Source organism: Paraflavitalea pollutisoli (assembly GCF_029360705.1).
Taxonomy (GTDB): Bacteria; Bacteroidota; Bacteroidia; order Chitinophagales; family Chitinophagaceae; genus Paraflavitalea; species Paraflavitalea pollutisoli.
In genome coordinates, this window is record NZ_JARKMX010000008.1 from 2,597,514 (window position 1) to 2,617,877 (window position 20,364).

Here is a 20,364-nt window from a genome sequence, read left to right on the forward strand (position 1 = left end):
CGCATATGTGTTATCTATAAAGAATAAATCCCCTAACAATGGTCACGACACCCAAAACCATCACACCCCAAAACAAATAAAAGAATCCTGCACCTACATTAGTGGCCGACAGGTACGAAATCGCATTTAAAGCACTTCCACCAATCAAATAGCAACCTCCCATGATCAGGGAGTTCCTGAAACTCTTACGATCTTCTCCCTCCTCCCGTATGTTTTCAATGACAGTTTCAATATAATAGGGCTCATGACCAAGCGCACTCAGATGTTCAACAATTTTACCGTCTGGCACCTTGTCCTTTAGTAATGATCGAACATTCTCATGAATGGCCTCGATCTCCGAAGAAATAGCAGCATCAGACATATCGTGTTGGTTTAGGGTTCCATTTATACAAATCCGCACACGTCATGCTACTCGCTGGCAAGCCGCATGCTCCAGGTCCTTTTAGAAGGCCTCATCAATCCATCATCACTTTCGTATGGGGCAGTCTTTTCTTGAATTTTTCCTTAAGCTCCTGGGCATACGCCTCCGAAAAAAGATTGCTGAACAAGATCAATTCTTTCAGGTTGGTCAGTTGAAATATTTCCTCCGGCAGGGATGTCAGCCGACAACCCGCAAAGCTTAACTCCTTTAACTTTTTTAAGCTGCCAATCTCTTTAGGAATACTTTTGATATTATGATCAGACAAGTAGAGGATCTCCACATTTTGTAAAAGCCCGATAGACGCGGGAAGGCTATCCAGCATCAGACCCGACTGCGGGCCGTTGTGTTTCAATTTCTTCACCATGGCGGGGTCACTCAATGCCTCACTTAAAGTTTTACAGTCACTGCATTGACAGAATGAATAAAGGGAGCCGCTTAGCGCCACCAAAACAAATAGCAGTTTAAGCTTATACATTGCAATCCGTTTTGCTACAACATACAAAAACAACCGCATTTCCACAAGCCAAAGACAGCGCTTTCAACTTCAAACAAACCCAGTTTCCCTTTCGACGTAATCCCCTTTTTCTTCGACGTAATTGGCGCCCCTCTTTTTTGTCGCCCCAACCCCACCCCTTGCCGAACCGGCCTTTACTACCGGCTGGAGGCACACTTTCTTTGCTGTACAAACTTACCACTATGCGCACCTTACTCGTTAGCTTAATGATATTGCTTTCCCTGCCAGCCATTTGTCAGATAGTACCCACCTCAGCAATCACCACCATCGATCGCAAAGAAAAATACCTGGATAGTATCGTAAAGATGATTGGCGATAAACGCATCGTCGCCATCGGTGAAGATACCCATGGCACCGGCGACTTCTATGATCTGCGGGCAGCCATCACACAGCGCCTCCTACGTGAGAAAGGGTTTAACATGGTCATACTCGAAAATCCCCATGAAGACATGCTGGCCATGCAGGAAAAGCTGTCCACCGAAAACCTCGACACGCTCATGCGGCAGCACTTGTTTGAGATCTACCAGTCGAAGGAGATGCGCAATTTCCTCTTCTGGTTCCGCAAACAAGCCATCAAACAGAAAAACCTGCGCCTGGCCGGTTGCGACGATAGCTACCGCGACATCCTTCCCCGATACATTCAACGTGCAGCTGCTCCCTATAACAATAAAGGCTTGAATAACCTCTGCGTGCAACTGCTTGAGCAAACAAAAGAAGGAACTCCTCAAACGCCCGCTCAATTCGTCATCAATTCCCACGTACTGCGCCAGATGGACTCTATTTGCATCGCCGGCAACTACAACGACGCCCGTTTAAAAGAATACATCTACCACGCTCAATCAGGGTACGAATATGAAATGCGCACCTTAAAAAAGATCGTCACCTCGAGAGACGAGATCATGGGCGAGCGCATCAATTTCCACGCAGCTGACCCATCCGCCAAGATCATCGTATGGGCACATAGCGCGCATATCGCCCGCTACGCCTGGCTGATGAAAGAAGTAGGTATGATGGGCGCCACCATCGTAAAACGCAATCCTAACGACTATTACTCCATCGGACTAAGCGGCGGTACCGGCACTTACTCCTACATTAATACGCGGTTCATCAATGTAGATCATACATTCAAGGACTCCCTGCTACACGCCAACCTCTACCCCATCGAAGCCAACTCCTGGAACCAGACCTTCAATGACGCACAACCAGCTGCCTACCTGATCGACTTTGCCAAACTGAGCGCTGCAGACCGCGCCGAATGGGCAAAACCACGGCCCATCAAAATGCTGGGCTACAACAAGGCTACTAAAACCGGCAATTATTATCCGGTAACACTTCCCAACATGTTCGACGCCCTAATCTTTTTGAAAGAGACACGCCATACCACCGCATTATTCTAAAAAAAAACAGCCATAAAAAAGGGAGCGACGTTTCCCTTTTTTATGGCTGTTATGCTCACCTCAAATCACTCTGCCCTTAACGCACGAACAGGATTGGTCAGCGCTGCCTTGATGGCCTGCGTGCTCACCGTCACCAAGGCAATGATAACCGAGAGCACACCCGCCAACGCAAAGATCCACCAGGCAATCGCAACCCGGTACTCGAAAGCCTGCAGCCAGTCATGCATCATCCACCACGCCACCGGAAAAGCTACCCCGCAGGCAATCACCACCAACCATACAAACTCACCCGATAACAAGCGCATTACCCCCAACGAAGAAGCACCCAGCACCTTGCGGATACCGACCTCCTTCACCCGCCGTTGCGCCGAATGAGCTGCCAGGCCAAACAAACCCAGGCAAGAGATCACTATTGCTAACACGGCGAAGATGCCCGATGCCCGGCCAATCGCCGCCTCATTTTCCAGCCGGCTATTGAACACATCCTCTACATATCGAAATACCAGTGGATACGCCGCATTGTGCAGCTTCATCATATCTCCCATGATCTGACTCGCCTGCTCCGACTTACAGGATGGCTTGAAGCGCACATAGACCAATTGCGCCTTCTCCGGCGAAGTCAACAAAATAACCGGTCCCGGTTTTCCATACAGGTTACCAAACACATAATCCTTTACCACCCCAATCACCGTAAGCGGCGTATACACACCATCCGCATTGCCACGCTGTGTCTCTATCACCTTCCCTACGGCCATATCTCGCCCCATCAGCCTGGCCATCGTTTCATTGACCAGCACGTTTCGCTGGCCAGCAATACCAGCAGTAGAAAAATCCCTTCCAGCCACCAGTTGCATACCAGAGGTAGCCAGGTAATCTGCACTCACCGTACGGTAGGCAACACTCACCTCCCGCGTAGCGTCTTTGCCCGCCCACCTAAACCGGCTGTCTGTATTCCCACCTTTGATCGTTGCATGATCTGCAAGCGCCACATTCACCACCTGCCCTGAATTCAACAGGCTTTGTCTGATCACTTCAAAGGAACCGGCAATATTGTGCTGCATATCGATCTCTACCAGTTGTTCTTTATTAAAACCAAGCTCCCGGCTACGTACATGCTGCAACTGGCGGTACACGACGATCGTGCTGATGATGAATACCACCGATACCGCATATTGCAACACGATCAACCCTTTACGCACCCACACCGCATTACCTGCTTTTACCTTCAACCCCTTCAGCACGGGCACCGGTTTAAAGGCTGACAGGTAAAATGCAGGATACATACCAGCCACCAGACCGCACACCAGCACCAAGCCCAACAAGCCCATCCCGTGCAGCGGTTCTTGTAGCCCCAGTGTCAGGTCTTTTCCCATCAGCCCGTTGAACCCCGGCAGGGCGAGCAGCATAATAACGATGGCCACACCTGCCGACAACGTGCTCATGAGCATGGCCTCACCCACGAATTTCATGAACAGCGTCAACCTGCCTGCGCCAAGTACCTTGCGCACCCCTATTTCTTTGGCACGTTGCTGGCCTGCAGCAATAGCCAGGTTCATAAAGTTGATACAGGCGATCAACAAAATGATCCAGGCAATGGTCGTCAACAGCCGCACTTGCTCTATGCGGCCACCGCCGGTTTGATGCCCCTCTTCAAACTGATTGTACAAATGCCAGTCGGCCATGGCAAATAAAAAAGCATCACTTTGCTGACTATCATCTTTACCATGTATAAAATGCTGCAATTGCTGATTCACTGTCGCCAGGGCAATATGCGGCTTCAGCAATACATAGGTGTAAGGACCGTAACTGTTCCAACTAACCGGATCATGCTGTTGCGCATCGAAGGCGAAAGGTGCCAGCCATTCAAACTGCAAGGTGCTGTTGCCAGGCAGATCTTTCAACACACCGGTAATGATAAAATCATGCTCGTTGTTGAAACGCACGGTACGCCCAATGACAGAACGTTCCTGTCCAAAGAACTTCCGGGCTGTAGCTTCAGTGATCACCAGCGAATGCAGCTCCTGGAGGGCTGTACGCGCATCCCCCTCGATAAAAGGAAGGGTAAACAGATCGAAGATAGCAGGATCGGCATACCGCCCGGCCGCATACAACGCCTGGTCGCCCGAACCGAAGAGCGCTTGTTTAGGCTGATCCGATACCCGGACTGCTTTTTCAATGCCCGGCAATTCCTGCTCCAGGGCAGCCGCCAGCGGCCGGGGTGTGGAGCCCATCGTAAACACACGCCCGTCAAATGTTTTATTAATATTGACCTGGTACAAACGATCGTATCGGGTATGCATCTGATCGTACGATCGTTCATCTTCAACCCAAAGCAGGATCAGGCCGGCACAGGCGATGCCAATGGCCAGTCCCATCATATTGAGCACGTGGAATGCCTTGTGCTTCCGCAGGTTGCGGAAGGCTGTTTTCAGGTGGATGCTGCGCATAGTAGTTGGTTGAATGGTGGATGAGTAGCAAAAAGACACACCGTCCGGACAAATGTTGCGCGGCCCGCAATGGATCGCCTTTTTACCAGGCAGTTGGCGGAAATTTTCAGCCAGTGGTGTCCTATTGGCATGAAGCATCAACTCGTCGGCACGGGCAGACAGGCGTCTGTCCGGCACCGGAATTATACAGCGTACTGGTTGATCGTTGTTGGCTTGTTGCTTTTCCTGCCAACCAACGCTCAGTTAAAAGGCACCCACGTACTGGGGGATATGGGCCTTTCTGCCGGCACCCAGGCACCTCCATCTATAGCATCAGCAGTGGTATTCTACAACTACCATACATCTAAATTTGTAACCGGCGGCGGAAGTAAACTAACAGCAACATCCATCAACCTGTCGCTGGTGGGTCTGGGTGGAAGCATCGTAACCAACGCAAAAATACTCGGCGCCAATTACGGCGCGTCCCTACTGGTGGCTTTTGCGTCGAACAAAATAGAAGGCAACCTGATCTCGACCAAATCGTCCCTGGCTTTTACTGACATATACGCACAACCCATACAGCTGGGGTGGAAAACCAAGCATGCCGACTTTATCGCAGGCTATGGCTTGTATATCCCCACCGGCAAATATGAGTTGGGCGGTGACGATAATGCAGGCCTCGGTATGTGGACCAATGAAATTTCTGCAGGCAGCACCGTACACTTCGACCCCAAAAAGGAATGGAGTTTTGCAGCCATGTTCTCCTATGCCCTCAACAGCAAAAAGAAAAACACAGGCGACAACAAAGTCCAGGCCGGTAATTTGCTCACCATTGAAGGCGGAGCCGGTAAAACCTGGTACAAACCAGTAAAAGGAGTTCCCCTCCCCATGATCATCAATGCCGGTTTAGTATATTATATGCAATTCAAAACCTCCAGCGATAAGATGACGTTCCCCGCCATCGGCAACAGCCAGTTTGACCTGGCCAACAAGGACCATGTTTATGGTCTCGGCGCAGAAGCCAATATTTTCATCCCCAAGATCAGGTCCAGCATCCTTGTGCGCTGGATCGGGGAAATGGGCGCCAGCAACCGCACACAAGGCAATTCCTTTTTTATTACGCTCGCCCCCTACACCAAATTCCTGGCGCCTAAAAAGACCAAATAATACACAGCGCCCCTCCAACACCTGCAAGGCATTCTCTTTGCTGTAAATTGCAGCATGAAGCAGCCAAAGGACCAGCAGCCAACAGGAAGGGATGGATTTGTGCGCGTTCGCGGTGCCCGCGAACACAACCTGCAGAACATCGATGTAGATATTCCCCGCGATGCCCTGGTTGTATTTACGGGCGTATCCGGCTCCGGTAAATCATCGCTGGCCTTTGGTACGCTGTACGCAGAAGCACAGCGGCGCTACCTGGAATCCGTGTCACCCTATGCCCGCCGACTGTTTCACCAGATGGAGGTACCTGAAGTTGATAGCATCGACGGCTTACCACCCGCCATCGCCCTGCAGCAACAACGGGGTGCTGCCACCACCCGCTCATCGGTTGGCAGCGTAACCACCCTATCCAACCTGATCAGGATGCTCTTTTCCCGGGCTGGTGATTACCCACCCGGTCAATCCATCTTATACGCAGAATCATTTTCACCCAATACGCCCGATGGTGCTTGTCCGAGGTGTCATGGCCTCGGCAGGCTTTATGAGGTAACCGAACAATCGATGGTGCCTGATCCTTCGCTCAGTATCCGCGAGCGGGCCGTCGCTGCCTGGCCGGTTGCCTGGCAGGGACAAAACCTGCGTGAGATACTCATGACGCTGGGTTATGATGTAGACCTCCCCTGGAGGGAACTTCCGAAAAAAGACCGTGACTGGATACTTTTCACCGATGAACAACCCATCGTACCCGTATACTCAGGACTTACCGCCGAAGAAATGCAACGTGCTTACAAGCGGAAAGAGCCACCCAGCTATATGGGCACCTTCTCGAGTGCCAGGCGGCATGTGATGCACACTTTTGCCAATACGCAAAGCGCCCTCATGAAAAAAAGGGTGATGCAATACATGCTCAATATGGAATGTCCGCTTTGCCATGGCAAGCGACTGAAGCAGGAAGCTCTCAGCATTAAATTTGCCGGCATGGACATCGCTGATATGGCGGCACTGCCCCTCAGCAAGCTGGCCGATATCTTTGCTCCCTACGCGCAAAGCAAGGAAGCTGTTCACGATAAACAACATGGCGAGCATCCCGAGAAAGACATCGTGATTCTCCGTATAGCGCAAGACCTCATGAACCGCCTGTCGGTATTGCTCGACCTCGGGTTAGGATACCTGGCCCTGGAGCGAAGCACACCTACCCTCTCGCCGGGCGAGTTACAGCGGCTTCGGCTGGCCACACAAGTACAGTCCAATCTCTTTGGCGTCGTATACGTACTTGATGAACCCTCTGCCGGTTTACACCCGGCAGATACAGAAGCATTGTTGGCAGCGCTGGACCGTTTGAAGAACTCCGGAAACTCCATTTTTGTGGTAGAGCATGAGCTGGAAGTGATCCGCAAAGCCGATTGGATCGTAGACGTAGGTCCTGCTGCCGGTGAAAAAGGGGGTCGCATATTATATAGCGGGCCGCTGGAAGGATTGGCCAAGGCCACGGAATCCCGTACCCGCAGCTATCTCTTTAGCGAACAGCAGTTGGTAACCAAAGAGCCACGAGAAGCTAAACACTGGTTGCAGTTAAGAGACATTACCCGCAATAACCTCGTCAAATTAGATATTGATCTACCACTCGGTCTATTCACCGCCATTACCGGCATATCCGGTTCTGGCAAATCAAGCCTCATCAGCCAGGCACTCGTCGACCTGGTAGCCACTCACCTGGGGCATGAGGTTGACAACGACGAGCCCGATGCAGAGGAGTTAACAGACACGACCATGCCAACAACCACCGGCAAGATCGCCGGTGGCCTCGAGCACATCAAACGATTGGTACGGGTTGACCAGAAACCCATTGGTCGCACACCACGCTCCAACCTCGCCACGTATACCGGATTGTTTGACCAGGTACGTAAATTGTTTGCTGCTACCAAGATGGCGAAGGCACGCAAGTACGATGCAGGCCGCTTCTCCTTCAACGTGGCCAAGGGTCGCTGTGAAACCTGTTCGGGCGAAGGTTTTGTGATGGTGGAATTGTTATTTCTCCCCAGCGTGTACTCGCCCTGCCCTACCTGCCAGGGCAAGCGCTACAATGCCAAGACACTGGAAGTACGCTATCGCGAGAAGAACATTGCCGATGTGCTGGCCATGACGGTAGAAGAAGCATTTCATTTCTTTGAAGACGAGCCGGCACTGAACCGGGCACTGAATATGGTAAGGGAAGTGGGATTGGGCTACCTGCGCCTGGGGCAAGCGGCAACAGAGTTATCCGGCGGCGAAGCACAGCGCATCAAACTGGCGACGGAACTACAACGTACGCAGCGAGGCAATACCTTGTATATATTGGACGAACCAACTACAGGACTCCACCCATCCGATGTAGAAAAACTGATGGTGCAACTGAATAACCTGGTAGAGGCCGGCAACAGCGTGATGGTAGTTGAGCACGATATGCAATTGATCGCCCAGGCCGACTGGGTCATCGATATGGGGCCAGGCGCAGGCGACAAAGGGGGACAAGTAGTAGCTGCCGGCACACCTGCCAAAGTAGCGCAGTCAAAGAATAGCAGAACGGCGCCTTATTTAAAGGCGGCGCTTTCGCCCGCTTAACCACTGACCAGGCTAGCGTTTGATGCCGTAAAAGGTTTGCCTAGCTTGTCCCGCAAAAACGGTACATTATACCCAAAAAGTAGGTAGGTCCTGCAAATCACTCCTCTTCAGCCATGTCAGGATCTAGGCCTATCTTTAGGGCAAATGACGAAACACTTGTTGCCCGATCAGTCGGCAGAACCTTTGTTGGATTATTTTGACCGTCTTATTCCGTTGAACCAACCGGAAAAGGAACTCGTGCTCGCCAGATTCCATCCCAGACTATTCAGAAAAAGGCAGTACGTGTTACAGGAGGGCAATACCTGCACACATTTTTACTTTGTATTAAGAGGCTGTCTGAGAATGTATAAGGTCGACGACAAAGGCAATACCCATATTCTTCAATTCAGTGCCGAAAACAATTGGATAGCTGATATCGCCAGTTTCCATGGCACCCAACCATCGCTATTGAATATTGATGCCCTCGAAGACACGGTGGTATTTCAAATAAGCCGGGAAGATTTGATTTCACTGTATCTCAAAGCGCCAAAGTTTGACCGGATATTCCGTGTGCTCATAGAAAATAGCTATGTCAGACTGCAGGAACGGTTGCTGCAAAATATTAGTTCCACCGCAGAAGAAAGATACCGCTCATTCCAAGAGATATACCCTCATCTTTTAGGCCGCCTTCCGCAGGTACAAATTGCGTCCTTCCTGGGTATAAGCGCAGAGTTTCTGAGCAGGCTGAGAAACCGGCGAACAAAAGCCGGCAACCCCTGAAAACTTGAACTACATCAAGACTATTTCTTGAACCAGGTCATTGGAGTACCCTGCCCCGCGACCGTAAGTTTGCACTGATAATCAATCATTCAAACTAAAGAAATAGACATGTCAACCCAAAATGTAAAAGTAGCAGTCATCGGATTAGGAAATATAGGTGCGGCCGTTGCAACGAACCTGGTGAAAGGTAACAGAGCAATTATTGTTGCAGACCGCAACGAGCAAAAACGCAACGAACTCGCCGCCAAACTGGGAAGCCTGGCCACCCCGCTGGATATCCCACAGGCCATCGGGGCAGCCGATGTTATCGTATTGGCGGTATGGTTCGATGTTATCAAAGAACTGCTGAACACCTATAGCATGGCGCTGGAAGGCAAGATTATCGTTGATCCCTCCAATCCGATAGCTCCAGACGAAAAAGGCGGATTTAAAAAAATAATCGGTGAAAAAGAATCAGCCGGAGAGATCATTGCTAATTTGTTGCCCAAAGGTGCAAAATTAGCCAAAGCATTGGGAACGCTGGGTGCAGGCTCCCTCTCCACTGCCGCATTTCAACAACCCGTACCCGCAGTCCTCTTTTATGCCACAGACGATACCAACATCAATGCGACTATCGAAACACTCATACAGAACACGGGATTCGAACCATTGCGTGTGGGCGGCATAGATCAATCCATCCGTATCGAAGTTTTTGGTGAACTGCACGAGTTCGGCGCACTGGGTAAGGTCACTACCAAGGTCGAAGTGGCCGATAAGATCTAGTCACTCTTCAAATCATGATGTATGAAAAAAGTTGTGTTTGTTTTATCCTTTTGCAGCTGCCTGCTTGGGGGACTGTTTGCACAAACGGTGAGGCTGGACAAAAGCAATCTGTTGCCCGTTGGTGCTATAGTACAGGCAACAATGCTGGATGGGAAGAATGTGGCAAAAGTCATCAAAGATTCTTCGGTGACGGGATTTGACGAACCAACTTTTGCCTTACTGAAGGGTGTCACGTTTAAGGACGGGATAATCGAAGCCAGGGTACTCAGCAGACTATTGCCAAATGCACCAGCCATGGCCAGAGGATTTATCGGCATCGCCTTCCGGGTTTGTGATAGCGTTAATAAGTTCGAGTGTATCTACATACGCCCTACTAATGGAAGGGCCGATAACCAGCTTAGAAGAAACCGGTCTATTCAATATTTCTCCTATCCGGGTTATACATTCGAGCGGTTTAGAAAAGAGAACCCCGGCGAGTATGAGTCTTATGCAGACATGGGCCTCAATGAGTGGATATCGCTGAAGATCGTTGTCAAGGGCATGAAGGCACAGTTGTATCTGAACAATAGTAAACAGCCCGTGCTGATCGTGAACGACTTGAAACTGGGAGCGGATCTATCTGGCACAATTGGTTTGTGGGTTGACATAGGCACTGAAGGTTATTTTTCTGACGTAAAGATCACCCGGCAGGATTAATACGCTTTTCTACCCATATTGTCACCCTCAGCCCTGCATTCTACATCCAGGCACGCAATTGGCAATTTCAGGAAAGGGCAGTCAATGGATTGCCCCGCCTTGTAACTCAATTCCCAACTGATGAGCCCCAACAACATCTACCACAACCCAAAGTATATTTGCCGCTACAGATACCGCAGCCAAGCCTTGCCTTTATTCTTTTCCTTATACGCACCATACCATGTACACAATGGATACAATACGATCACTACCCCCACCCACACGAGATAGATTGCCCATAACGGCAAACCACTGCCCGACTTGGGCCGGCCGAAGTTGGACCCAAAGACCATATCCGCAGGGCCAAATCCCTGCGCCCATACCATCACAAAAAGCAGCAGGTGTATCAGGTAAAAATGAACGATGAAATAAAACAAGGGCACCTTTCCATAAACAGCCACTCGCTCCATCCACGGGCGACTGGCTCCCTGCAAGGCTGCCAGCAACAAGCACAAAATACCCAGGAACAACAGGCAGAATTGTAGCGATGGCGGATACTTGGTGAGGTTGATAAAGGAAAAGAATGTGAACAGGCTGCTCTTTTGTACAGCCCACGGTGCGCCATCACCGTACACGTTGATCAGCCGCAATACCAGGAACAATCCGATGGCCCCCACACCTGCCTGCCCAAAGAAACGACGCTGCCGCCCAGCTTCCCACCCAAATACCTTCCCCACCGCGTAGCCCACCAGCAAAACGCCCGTCCACGGAATGGGAGCATAGCCAACGATAAACACGCGATCGCCCGGCAATGGAAAAGCCTGCGGGGCAAAGAACGGCATCAGGACTTGCGTGAACACCGATGCCTCACCAAACGGCACCAGCGGCGACAGGTTGTGCAGGAACACTATGGAGAGACCAATGATCGCAATCGTTCTTACCTGGAAACCGGCCAGCAATGCCAGCATCACCAACCCAAAGCCAATAGCAGCCACTACATTAAAGATGAAGACCTGAAAATGTACATCGAACCAAATACCAAAGTTGACCAGCGTCAGGTCTATCACGATCAGCCACAAACCTCGTTTCGCGAGAAAGCGCCTGGCAGCGGCTTTATCCGTGCTTCGTTGCAGGGATAGGAATGCCGAGACACCCGACAGGAACACAAACGTAGGCGCACATAAATGTGTCACCCAGCGGGTAAAGAACAACGCGGGGTCGGTCTTCGTAAGGTCTGTAGGCTGAAAGTCCATGGAGGTGGTATGCAACAGATCCCTGACATGGTCCAGCGTCATGATCACCATTACAATACCACGCATAACATCGATCGTATAGATCCGTTTCATAAAGGTTGTTTTAGTGATCGACCCCAGTTTTCAATATCGCTTACCCATTGTTGCCGGGGCATGGTGAAGGCAATCAGTAAGGCAACACCGGAAAAAGCCAGGGCATCAGCCGCACTGGCCGGGTACTCGCCCCTGCGTGCTATGGGATCACCGATAGCACCCGGCACATGAATGATCCAGAACCACAAAAAGATCATGACCGACAGCAACAGCGCCACTACCCGCAACCGAATGCCAAACCCTATGGTAATGCCTGCCCCAACGAGTAGTATCCCTGTGAAGTAGATCCAGAATAGCCTGTCCGAAAACCAGGCCGGCACAGCGTTTGGCATCAGCTCCGCATAGATGATATGCCCCATGCCAAACACCGTAATCGTAAACAGGAATAGCAAGTTGCCATACGGCACCAGTTTGTTCAGCAGCGCGTAGAACCTGTTATCCGACGCTCCCTCGGAAAAAGAGCCAGCCACCACGAAAGCGCCGCCACTCAAAGCCAACTCCTTAAACTGATTCACCCACAAGCCCAGGTGATAGATCTTGTTGGGCTCGGATATCAGTTGATACGTAAGCTGCGTGCTCAGGAACAAAAAAAGGAAAACAGCCCCTCCCAGTAAGGCTGCCTCCTTTCCCCGCCTACCAGTCAATATCGATAGGCCCGATGCGATCAGGTACCCGCCAAATAACCAGGCCCACAATGGCAGCCAGGGCAGGTATTGCTGATAGGGAGATACGAACACATTCCGGAAGCTGCTAAAATAACATTGCTGGATTCCGTACACGATCAGCGCCAGCGCATAAAATGCTCTACCCATTTTAATCAGATAATTCATGGCTATACTTATGCCATCAAATGTATTGACCAAAATGAATGATCGCCGCTGTTATTCGGTCAACACCCGGTGAACCCGTCGATAGCAGTTTGTCTGAAAAGAACGGTGTTGGTCGAAAAGACACCTGGATCAACAAGACAAAAGCCCCCTGCCCCCTACAGGCTGTGCAATAATGCCTATGTTTGTTTACAAAAAGGGGAAGTGGATCGGTTACCAACAAAGCAGCAGCGGGAAATCATTTTCAACACGGCCTTCTGGACGGTCTACTTCCTGTATGAATGGTTTGGCCTGGCAGCCCTGTCGGGTCAATACAGGCTGTATTTCCTGAACGCGTGCATGGCCTTGCCTTTATCCTTCCTTGTGGCCTGGATCACCGTGCATGTGTTGATCAAAAAATTCTACCTTCCCGGAAAGCACTGGCAGTTCTGGGTTTTGCAGATCTCCCTGTCACTCGTCCTGCTGTTGATCAGGCGGCATTTCAATTACTACGTGCTCTATCCGCGGTATGCCCCTTTTGCCCAACAGGTACCCTTGTATTCGTTTGGGAAGATGATCGTCGAGATCTTCAATCTCTACGTCATCACGGGCGTATATGCGTTGTTTTATTTTGTCAAATCCTGGTACGAAGAGAAAGAGCGGGCACAAAACCTGTTGCAGGAGAAAACCATGGCCGAGCTGGAGTTGCTGAAATCGCAGGTGCAGCCGCATTTCATTTTCAATGCACTGAACAATATTTATGCTACCGCGCTGAAGACGAGCCCCGACACGGCCAAACTGGTGGCCCATCTTTCGAGCTTTTTGAATTACAACCTGTACGAGGCCCGGCAGGACTTTGTATCGTTGAATTCCGAGATCGCCTACCTGCGGCATTATATCGAGCTGCAAAAGAACCGGTATGGCAACAAGCTCGATGCCTCCATCAATATATACGATGATTTGACCGATCTTTATATACCACCCCTCCTCCTGTTGCCCCTGATCGAGAACAGCTTTAAACATGGCATTGCCAGCTCGATAGGCGAAGGCTGGATACGGGTAGACGTGGCACGGCAGCCGGGCAGTTTTTCGGTGAAGATTGAAAACAGTGTAGAGGAAAAGTCAACCACCACAGAGCCGCAGCCCGGCGGACTGGGCATCAGGAATGTGGAGAAACGACTGCAGCTGTTGTATCCCGACACCCATGAATTGAAGATCGTGGCCGAGCCGCATGCGTACCTGGTCATACTAAAAATTAAGACAGCCGGATGATAACCTGTGTCATTATCGACGATGAGCAGCCAGCGCGGGAGTTGATCGCCTTACACCTGGCCAACCTCCAGGACTTCGAGGTGGTGGCTTCGTTTGACAATGCCCTGGACGGTTTCAGCTTTTTGCAGAAGCATACGGTCGACCTGTTGTTTCTCGATATCCAGATGCCGCGGCTCACGGGCCTGGAATTGATCCGCTCGCTGAAGGTATGCCCAAAAGTGATACTCACCACCGCCTACCGCGAATATGCCGTGGAGGCCTTTGAGTTGGATGTGATGGACTACCTGGTGAAGCCGATCACGCAGGAGCGGTTCATGAAGGCCATCTCACGGTTCAATTATTACAACCATGCGCCGGTTGAAAAGCCTGAGGCGCCCAACAGCTTTGATGCGGCGTATATCTTCCTGAAGGTTGGTAAAGGGCAGGTGAAGGTATATCTGCGGGACATCCTTTATATCGAAGGGCTGAAGGACTTCACCAAGGTCCACACCACGCAGCGGGTGCTGGTGGCTTCGGAGCGCATCAGTTATATGGAAGACAAGCTGCCCGAGGGTAAGTTTGCCCGCATACATAAGTCCTTCCTCATCGCCCTGGACAAGATCGAGCGCATTCAGGCCGACCAGGTCATCATTGGTGGCACTCCGCTTCCTATCGGCCGGGTGTTCAAGAATGAGTTTATGAAGAAGGTGGTGGGGTGACGCTTTTAATAGCCATAAACATCCGTGATTGCTGATATCTGTTGCTTCAACAGGGAAGTGATTTTATAGATCGAAGTCGATAAATTATATGTATAATTGATGCTCTCAAACTTCACTCTTACGCTGCCATCCTCATTCCGGATAACACCATCACAGAGGTCATCATTAAAGAAACCATTTGCGTGCCTACCTGCTTTCGTCAACACAACCAACCCGATGTATTGTGCATGTGATCCAAGCCATCGTACCAAGGTATCCCTCCCATCAATGGGGTATTTAACCATGCCAGGCAACAAGGTATCTGCAAAAATGGATCTAAAATTACTGCCTAAAAAATCAAATATTTGGAGTGAATCCTTTTTAGCAACAACCTTGTGAGTCGAAATCGGCCGATAGCCATCGCTGTATTCCGAAGTCAGCCGTTCGACTACAAGCATGCCGGTTTTTTTTGAAAAAATATAACTAATATCCTCCAGGACAGACGAATCAGAAATCATGCCGCTGCCGTAAAACGAATAGGGCCTATAAATAAGCACCGTATCTACGCCAGACTTCAATAAGGACTGCGCAAACGTTTCGTCGACTGCGTTTACTCGCCGAGCCTGTGCCATTGAAGCTACGCAAACAAGTGTACATGCTAATATCGTGGCTGACTGAAGATAAAATTTCATGATTATAGAAAACACTATATTACAACATTACAACCAAACGTCATAACCGAAATAATCCACTGGACATAGTACCTCCCCCCTCTGCTCCCCCACCCTCCTCTTATCCAGACTATGCGACACAAAGAGAATATACCGGCTCTCCCACTATCACTTTCCTACACATCATTTTTTATTCTCCGACAGTACCACAATCTCCAACTGGGAACGTTTGCGTAAATAAAACAGCCCCTAAATAAACATTCGCAAAAGCAGACCACTAATTTTAAACGGCAAACACGAAGCAGAGGCATGTATTGGACTACTTACCACCAATACCAGGTCGAAAAAATAGTCAACGCCGTCTGGCTGAAAAGTATCGAATATGAAAAAACTAACATTGCTTGCCTCGCTAATACTTACTGTGCTGCTCTTACAGGCACAAAAGCCTGTGCCCGTGAAACCCCGCGTATTGATCAGTACAGATATTGGAGGCACCGATCCAGACGATAACCAGTCGATGGCGCATTTGCTGATGTACAGCGACAAATTCACCATTGAGGGCCTGGTGTCTTCTCCTTCCTATGGTAGCGGAAGTACCGCAGAGATCTTCCGCATGATCGACCTGTACGAAAAAGACCTCCCCAAATTGCAGCAGCACCAGCCAGCTATGGCGCAGCCGGCTCAATTACGGTCTGTTACCAAACAGGGAAAGAAGGGTGCTGCACCTTATGTAGGTTACACAACGGCTACAGAGGGCTCCAACTGGATCATTAACTGTGCGAAGAAGAAAAGCAAGCAACCTTTGTGGGTATTGGTGTGGGGCGGATTGGAAGATGTGGCGCAGGCCTTGCACGATGACCCGACCATCCAGCGTAATATAAAAGTGTACTGGATTGGTGGTCCCAATAAAAAATGGAGTGCCAATAGCTATGCCTATATCGTGAAGAACTTTCCGGGGCTTTGGTTTATCGAGGTCAACGCTTCCTATTATGGTTTCTTCTCGAAAACGGAGTACATCGACAGCGTCGATAATTCAGGCTACTACGATAAATATATAAAAGGGGCTGGCCACCTCGGGGCCGACTTTAAAAGCTACTACGATGGCGTGGTGAAGATGGGCGATACGCCGTCGCTGCTGTACATGATGGATGGAGACCCCAATAACCCCGGGCGGGAAAGCTGGGGTGGCAGTTTTGAGCCATTCAGTTACAGTCCACGGGTGGTGTATGATCGGGTAACCACTGCCAAAGACACGGTATCATATTGTACGATCGTAGAGTTTAACTTGAAAGGTCCGGCCATTGAAATACCGGCCGACTCCATTTGTTTCTATATGGAAACAACGTACAAAAATGTGGTGCAGAAATGGGCGGGCTACTACCGGGGCAATGGCCAATATGCACTGCATTACATTCCCAAGCAGGCGGAGGTCGTCAACTATCGTATAGTATCCACCATACAGGGATTTGCCGCACAAACGGGTGTGTTGGTGGTCACCAATGCCTGGCCAGGCAAGCGCCACGCTACCGATTACCAATTGGGCCGCAACTGGTATACCGATAAATCCGCTACAGCTTACTACGATGGTAAGATACAGGGAGGCAAAACGGTCTCCAAATGGCGCAACGAGGTTTTACTGGATTGGGCGAAGCGGCTGGCCTGGCTGAAGTAGACCTTACTTCCCCACCCTTCTCTTTTCCTCGCTATTGCTAGCCTTCTCGTTAATGTTACTGTTCTTTACTTTGTGCTGGAAATTATAGGCAATGGAGAATCGTACACCCCTACTCGTTTCATGGTAGTACCGTTCTCTTAGTTCCGTTTGTTCAAACAACGTACTGGTACGGTCAAAGGCCGTATGGAAGACATCATTGACCGCGAAGGTGAACCTCCAGGATTGCCCCAGCCGTTTAGAAAGGAAACCATTCACAATTACCTGGTTTTTCACATAGGTATTATCGCTGTAAAAGGGCGCTACTTCAAACACGTCTACACCCGCCACCAGGCTCCACAACGGCTTGATGGTGGCAGCAGTGTTCATGCTGGCGGTCACATAGGCCGTTTGCTGATTGATCGGAAATCCAGCCACGCTCCCTTTGTACTGGACCAGGCCGGCGTACAGATCAAAAGAAGTCGTGAGACAGGGGAAAAATTCGGGGTTCAGCGACGATACAAAAGATACCACACGGGAATTGGAAAAATTGCCCTTCTGTACGTGCAACTTACCTTCTGGATCAACGATTGTTTGCGTTGATATCCGATTTCTCGTATCGCTATAGATGAGCTGGAAAATATGCCTGTTCTGCAAGGTATAGGTAATCTCGTTGCGATAGCGCCGGGAAGGCTGCAGGAATGGATCGCCGGTCAAGTATAGCCTGTCGGTGCTGTATATCTTGAACGGGTTCACATCAAAGAAAGAAGGCCGCTGCAGCTGACTCGTAAAAGCATAGCTCAATTGATGATCGGCATGGAGGGAATAAAAGACAAAGGCATTGGGAAAGAGGTTGGTGTAGCGGTTCTCCGTCGAGGCCGCATCATTTCTGTTCAGCGTTCGGGTTTGTTCCAGGCGCAGGCCCAGTTTATAGTGTAGCCGGCCGCTGACCTTGTGCACGAACGACCCATAGGCTGCATAGATATGCTCCCGGTACAGGAAAGCCTGACTTTCCTGTATATCGGGTTCATACCCCGAGCCATTCCAGTTATCGAAGCTGATATCACCACTATTCCTGGTGCTGCCGTATTTGAGGCCCATATCCAGTTGAAACCGGCCTCGCTGCCAGGGGTAGATATAATCGACATTGGCCGTGTAATTCCATATAGACAGCGGCAGCATGTTCCTAAACCGGCTACGGAATAGCTCGCCAGTCCCTTCCGCTTGTTTGAAAAGGGTATTCAACTGACCGTCCCGGTGTTCTTTGAACCGATAGCCGGAGGTCTGAAACTTCAACGACTGCCCCGTACTATCGAGCCTGATCTTGTACAACAAATCGGCATTGACATACTTCGCCAACTCCGAGTTGCCACCGGTCGACCGGTTGATAGAGTCGATGGCGCCTGAGGCGGGAGACAGGAACCAGGTAGGCGCTATGGTAGTCCTGTCCATATCCCGCACAGAATAGTCTACGACAAAACCCAGTTGGCTGTTGCGGTTGAAAGCATAGTCCATTCCCAGGTTACCGGAGAGTGCTTTTTCCTTGGCTTCCCGGTCTACATGGATTTCCTGGTTACTCACAGTCGGGTTTGGGCGCTCGAAGGAATAATCATTGTACAGCTTTTGCCAGCTCAGGAAATGAGCGTTGGAGGCATTGACAAAGCCGTACAGGGTGAGTTTCTTTTGTTGATATTCTGCATTGGCGCTGAATGATTGGTTGTTGTAGGTTAGTTGGGTGGTGCTGAGTTGAACCCCTCCCAGCCAGCCATCCGATACCGGTTTCTTGAGGATAATATTGATAATGCCGCCCCGGGTGTCGGCGTCATATTCGCTGGAGGGCGTGGTCAGGATTTCGATCTTGTCGACCGATTCAGCCGATATGCCTTTCAGGTAGGCAGCCTGCGCTTCGGCGGGCATTTTCAAGATCCTGCCATTCAATTGCACCATGACGCCAGACCCCGCCAATGCGATCGTACTGGGTTCTTTGACGGAGATCATGGGGGACTTTCCCAATACGTCCCAGGCATTGGCGGCACCGGCGATGCGCTTGGCAACGTTGACGACAAAGCGGTCGGTCTTCCGTTCAATGAGTGGTTTGCGGGCGGTGACGGCCACTGCTGTGAGACTTTTGTCCTGGGCAGCAAGCACGAATTTGAGCTCCACATGCTTCGAAACAGTCAATAAAGTGTCTTGGGGAAGATAATTGATATGAGAGCTGCTGATGCGGTAGCTCCCGGCCATTGTATGGCTAAATTGGACGCGTCCCTGCTTGTCGCTGAGTGCGGTTTTGACGAGCGCTGTATCTTTGAACAGGCTGACGGTGACAAATTCGATGGGATGGTGAAGGCTGTCCAATACCGTGACGCCAACAGTAAACTGGGCTTGCAGGTATTGACTCACGAGGGAGCACAGCAGCAGTACGGTTAGTTTGGGGCCAGGCATATAATCCGAGTCTTGAAGGCCGCCTTGCTAGGTCAGGCCTTCCTTGTTTTTCAATCAGGAATAAAGTTTACACAATTACGGGTTCCCACAGCAATTCGGCTATTGATGCCGGGTACTGTTATGAACGCTAATTTAGGAGATGCTGTAGGAATGTCCAAAACAATCTGCCGCTGGGCGGGTGGCAATGAGTAAGTGTGCAGTTTGGGCGGGGAAGTGAGTAGATGAAGTAAGTTGGAGGCGAACTGGAACTAAACCAGTTCAGTTTTACCGGGATCGCCCCAAAATTTACAACCTGGATAACATTACCACATTAAATACTTAAAAGAATGGCTGTCGCAAAATACACCGCAAAGAGGAGGAAGTCAATGACAGTTATGTTTCTCTCGTCGAAGATATCAGTCTTTCCGCCTCTTGTCGGAGCAACCAGCTCTCGCTTCTGCGTATTAACACTAACGATTCTTAAAACCTGGAACAACAGCAGCAAGATGATCGTATTTCGTAATGCGGTCGCCGCATGTCCCCGCACATTCTGCAATGCGGGATCATCCCTAAGTTGAAAATATCCAAACAAATGAGCTAACGCAATAAGAACCCAGACAAGATAAACCGTCAAATTCCTTAAAGACTTGTAGTTAAGAAAATAAAGGAGTAGTTATGTTCCTAAAGTATAGAACAGCAGCAATGTTTTATTAGCCTCAGCACTGTTTTCGTATAAAAAGAAATAGACTTTACGCATCTATTTTCTATGCGATTATATATATTCGAGCGCAGTAGGACAAAATCCAA

General features: G+C 50.0%; 16 protein-coding genes. 9 read left to right on the forward strand and 7 right to left on the reverse strand.

Features of this window, described 5'->3' with window-relative positions; all coding sequences use genetic code 11:
* Positions 1 to 10 precede the first annotated feature (10 nt).
* Together P2W70_RS23995 and P2W70_RS24000 are read right to left on the reverse strand one after the other, a co-directional pair.
* Complete coding sequence (locus P2W70_RS23995; RefSeq protein ID WP_276484081.1) at positions 11 to 361, reverse strand: hypothetical protein; 351 nt, start codon at positions 359 to 361, stop codon at positions 11 to 13.
* Between the two features lie 94 nt (positions 362 to 455).
* On the reverse strand, positions 456 to 896 hold the full coding sequence (locus P2W70_RS24000; protein ID WP_276484082.1) for a leucine-rich repeat domain-containing protein: 441 nt from the start codon (positions 894 to 896) through the stop codon (positions 456 to 458).
* A gap of 221 nt (positions 897 to 1,117) precedes the next feature.
* Between P2W70_RS24000 and P2W70_RS24005 the strand changes: the two genes are divergently transcribed.
* Positions 1,118 to 2,332, forward strand: a complete 1,215-nt coding sequence (locus tag P2W70_RS24005; protein WP_276484083.1) for an erythromycin esterase family protein — start codon at positions 1,118 to 1,120, stop codon at positions 2,330 to 2,332.
* Positions 2,333 to 2,397: 65 nt separating this feature from the next.
* Here P2W70_RS24005 and P2W70_RS24010 read toward each other — a convergent pair whose 3' ends face one another.
* Positions 2,398 to 4,779: an ABC transporter permease gene (locus tag P2W70_RS24010; protein WP_276484084.1), complete on the reverse strand. Its 2,382-nt coding sequence runs from the start codon at positions 4,777 to 4,779 to the stop codon at positions 2,398 to 2,400.
* A 129-nt stretch (positions 4,780 to 4,908) separates the two neighbouring features.
* Between P2W70_RS24010 and P2W70_RS24015 the strand changes: the two genes are divergently transcribed.
* The 5 genes from P2W70_RS24015 to P2W70_RS24035 all read left to right on the forward strand — a co-directional run bounded on the left by P2W70_RS24015 (position 4,909) and on the right by P2W70_RS24035 (position 10,737).
* Entirely contained in the window at positions 4,909 to 5,925 is a 1,017-nt protein-coding gene (locus P2W70_RS24015; RefSeq protein WP_276484085.1) for a SphA family protein, read from the forward strand.
* A 54-nt stretch (positions 5,926 to 5,979) separates the two neighbouring features.
* Positions 5,980 to 8,520, forward strand: a complete 2,541-nt coding sequence (gene uvrA / locus P2W70_RS24020) for an excinuclease ABC subunit UvrA (protein WP_276484086.1) — start codon at positions 5,980 to 5,982, stop codon at positions 8,518 to 8,520.
* Between the two features lie 156 nt (positions 8,521 to 8,676).
* Positions 8,677 to 9,279, forward strand: coding sequence for a Crp/Fnr family transcriptional regulator (locus P2W70_RS24025; protein ID WP_276484087.1), 603 nt, complete (start codon positions 8,677 to 8,679; stop codon positions 9,277 to 9,279).
* Positions 9,280 to 9,387: 108 nt separating this feature from the next.
* Positions 9,388 to 10,041, forward strand: a complete 654-nt coding sequence (locus P2W70_RS24030; RefSeq protein WP_276484088.1) for an NADPH-dependent F420 reductase — start codon at positions 9,388 to 9,390, stop codon at positions 10,039 to 10,041.
* A 21-nt stretch (positions 10,042 to 10,062) separates the two neighbouring features.
* A complete protein-coding gene (locus P2W70_RS24035) occupies positions 10,063 to 10,737 on the forward strand; it encodes a hypothetical protein (protein ID WP_276484089.1) in 675 nt (224 codons plus the stop codon).
* A gap of 164 nt (positions 10,738 to 10,901) precedes the next feature.
* On the opposite strand, the gene P2W70_RS24040 is transcribed toward P2W70_RS24035, so the two are convergent.
* Both P2W70_RS24040 and P2W70_RS24045 read right to left on the reverse strand, forming a co-directional pair.
* Positions 10,902 to 12,062, reverse strand: coding sequence for an acetyltransferase domain-containing protein (locus P2W70_RS24040; RefSeq protein ID WP_276484090.1), 1,161 nt, complete (start codon positions 12,060 to 12,062; stop codon positions 10,902 to 10,904).
* Positions 12,059 to 12,892, reverse strand: a complete 834-nt coding sequence (locus P2W70_RS24045) for a hypothetical protein (protein ID WP_276484091.1) — start codon at positions 12,890 to 12,892, stop codon at positions 12,059 to 12,061. Before P2W70_RS24045 ends, P2W70_RS24040 begins: the two co-directional genes overlap by 4 nt.
* A gap of 201 nt (positions 12,893 to 13,093) precedes the next feature.
* Between P2W70_RS24045 and P2W70_RS24050 the strand changes: the two genes are divergently transcribed.
* Together P2W70_RS24050 and P2W70_RS24055 are read left to right on the forward strand one after the other, a co-directional pair.
* Positions 13,094 to 14,140, forward strand: a complete 1,047-nt coding sequence (locus tag P2W70_RS24050) for a sensor histidine kinase (RefSeq protein ID WP_276484092.1) — start codon at positions 13,094 to 13,096, stop codon at positions 14,138 to 14,140.
* Complete coding sequence (locus P2W70_RS24055; RefSeq protein ID WP_276484093.1) at positions 14,137 to 14,838, forward strand: LytR/AlgR family response regulator transcription factor; 702 nt, start codon at positions 14,137 to 14,139, stop codon at positions 14,836 to 14,838. Before P2W70_RS24050 ends, P2W70_RS24055 begins: the two co-directional genes overlap by 4 nt.
* Positions 14,839 to 14,843: 5 nt before the next feature.
* Here the strand turns inward: P2W70_RS24055 and P2W70_RS24060 are convergent, their stop codons facing one another.
* Complete coding sequence (locus P2W70_RS24060) at positions 14,844 to 15,509, reverse strand: hypothetical protein (RefSeq protein WP_276484094.1); 666 nt, start codon at positions 15,507 to 15,509, stop codon at positions 14,844 to 14,846.
* 361 nt (positions 15,510 to 15,870) lie between these two features.
* Between P2W70_RS24060 and P2W70_RS24065 the strand changes: the two genes are divergently transcribed.
* Positions 15,871 to 17,160 carry a nucleoside hydrolase-like domain-containing protein gene (locus P2W70_RS24065; RefSeq protein WP_276484095.1) on the forward strand — a complete coding sequence of 430 codons (1,290 nt, stop codon included), beginning with the start codon at positions 15,871 to 15,873 and terminating at the stop codon, positions 17,158 to 17,160.
* 3 nt (positions 17,161 to 17,163) lie between these two features.
* Here the strand turns inward: P2W70_RS24065 and P2W70_RS24070 are convergent, their stop codons facing one another.
* Entirely contained in the window at positions 17,164 to 19,578 is a 2,415-nt protein-coding gene (locus tag P2W70_RS24070; RefSeq protein ID WP_276484096.1) for an outer membrane beta-barrel protein, read from the reverse strand.
* Positions 19,579 to 20,364: the final 786 nt, after the last annotated feature.

Coding starts and splice junctions, on each gene's coding strand:
- P2W70_RS23995 (WP_276484081.1), bottom strand. CDS start 361: ATGTCTGATGCTGCTATTTCTTCGGAGATCGAGGCCATTCATGAGAAT.
- P2W70_RS24000 (WP_276484082.1), bottom strand. CDS start 896: ATGTATAAGCTTAAACTGCTATTTGTTTTGGTGGCGCTAAGCGGCTCC.
- P2W70_RS24005 (WP_276484083.1), top strand. CDS start 1,118: ATGCGCACCTTACTCGTTAGCTTAATGATATTGCTTTCCCTGCCAGCC.
- P2W70_RS24010 (WP_276484084.1), bottom strand. CDS start 4,779: ATGCGCAGCATCCACCTGAAAACAGCCTTCCGCAACCTGCGGAAGCAC.
- P2W70_RS24015 (WP_276484085.1), top strand. CDS start 4,909: ATGAAGCATCAACTCGTCGGCACGGGCAGACAGGCGTCTGTCCGGCAC.
- uvrA (WP_276484086.1), top strand. CDS start 5,980: ATGAAGCAGCCAAAGGACCAGCAGCCAACAGGAAGGGATGGATTTGTG.
- P2W70_RS24030 (WP_276484088.1), top strand. CDS start 9,388: ATGTCAACCCAAAATGTAAAAGTAGCAGTCATCGGATTAGGAAATATA.
- P2W70_RS24035 (WP_276484089.1), top strand. CDS start 10,063: ATGAAAAAAGTTGTGTTTGTTTTATCCTTTTGCAGCTGCCTGCTTGGG.
- P2W70_RS24040 (WP_276484090.1), bottom strand. CDS start 12,062: ATGAAACGGATCTATACGATCGATGTTATGCGTGGTATTGTAATGGTG.
- P2W70_RS24045 (WP_276484091.1), bottom strand. CDS start 12,892: ATGAATTATCTGATTAAAATGGGTAGAGCATTTTATGCGCTGGCGCTG.
- P2W70_RS24055 (WP_276484093.1), top strand. CDS start 14,137: ATGATAACCTGTGTCATTATCGACGATGAGCAGCCAGCGCGGGAGTTG.
- P2W70_RS24060 (WP_276484094.1), bottom strand. CDS start 15,509: ATGAAATTTTATCTTCAGTCAGCCACGATATTAGCATGTACACTTGTT.
- P2W70_RS24065 (WP_276484095.1), top strand. CDS start 15,871: ATGAAAAAACTAACATTGCTTGCCTCGCTAATACTTACTGTGCTGCTC.
- P2W70_RS24070 (WP_276484096.1), bottom strand. CDS start 19,578: ATGCCTGGCCCCAAACTAACCGTACTGCTGCTGTGCTCCCTCGTGAGT.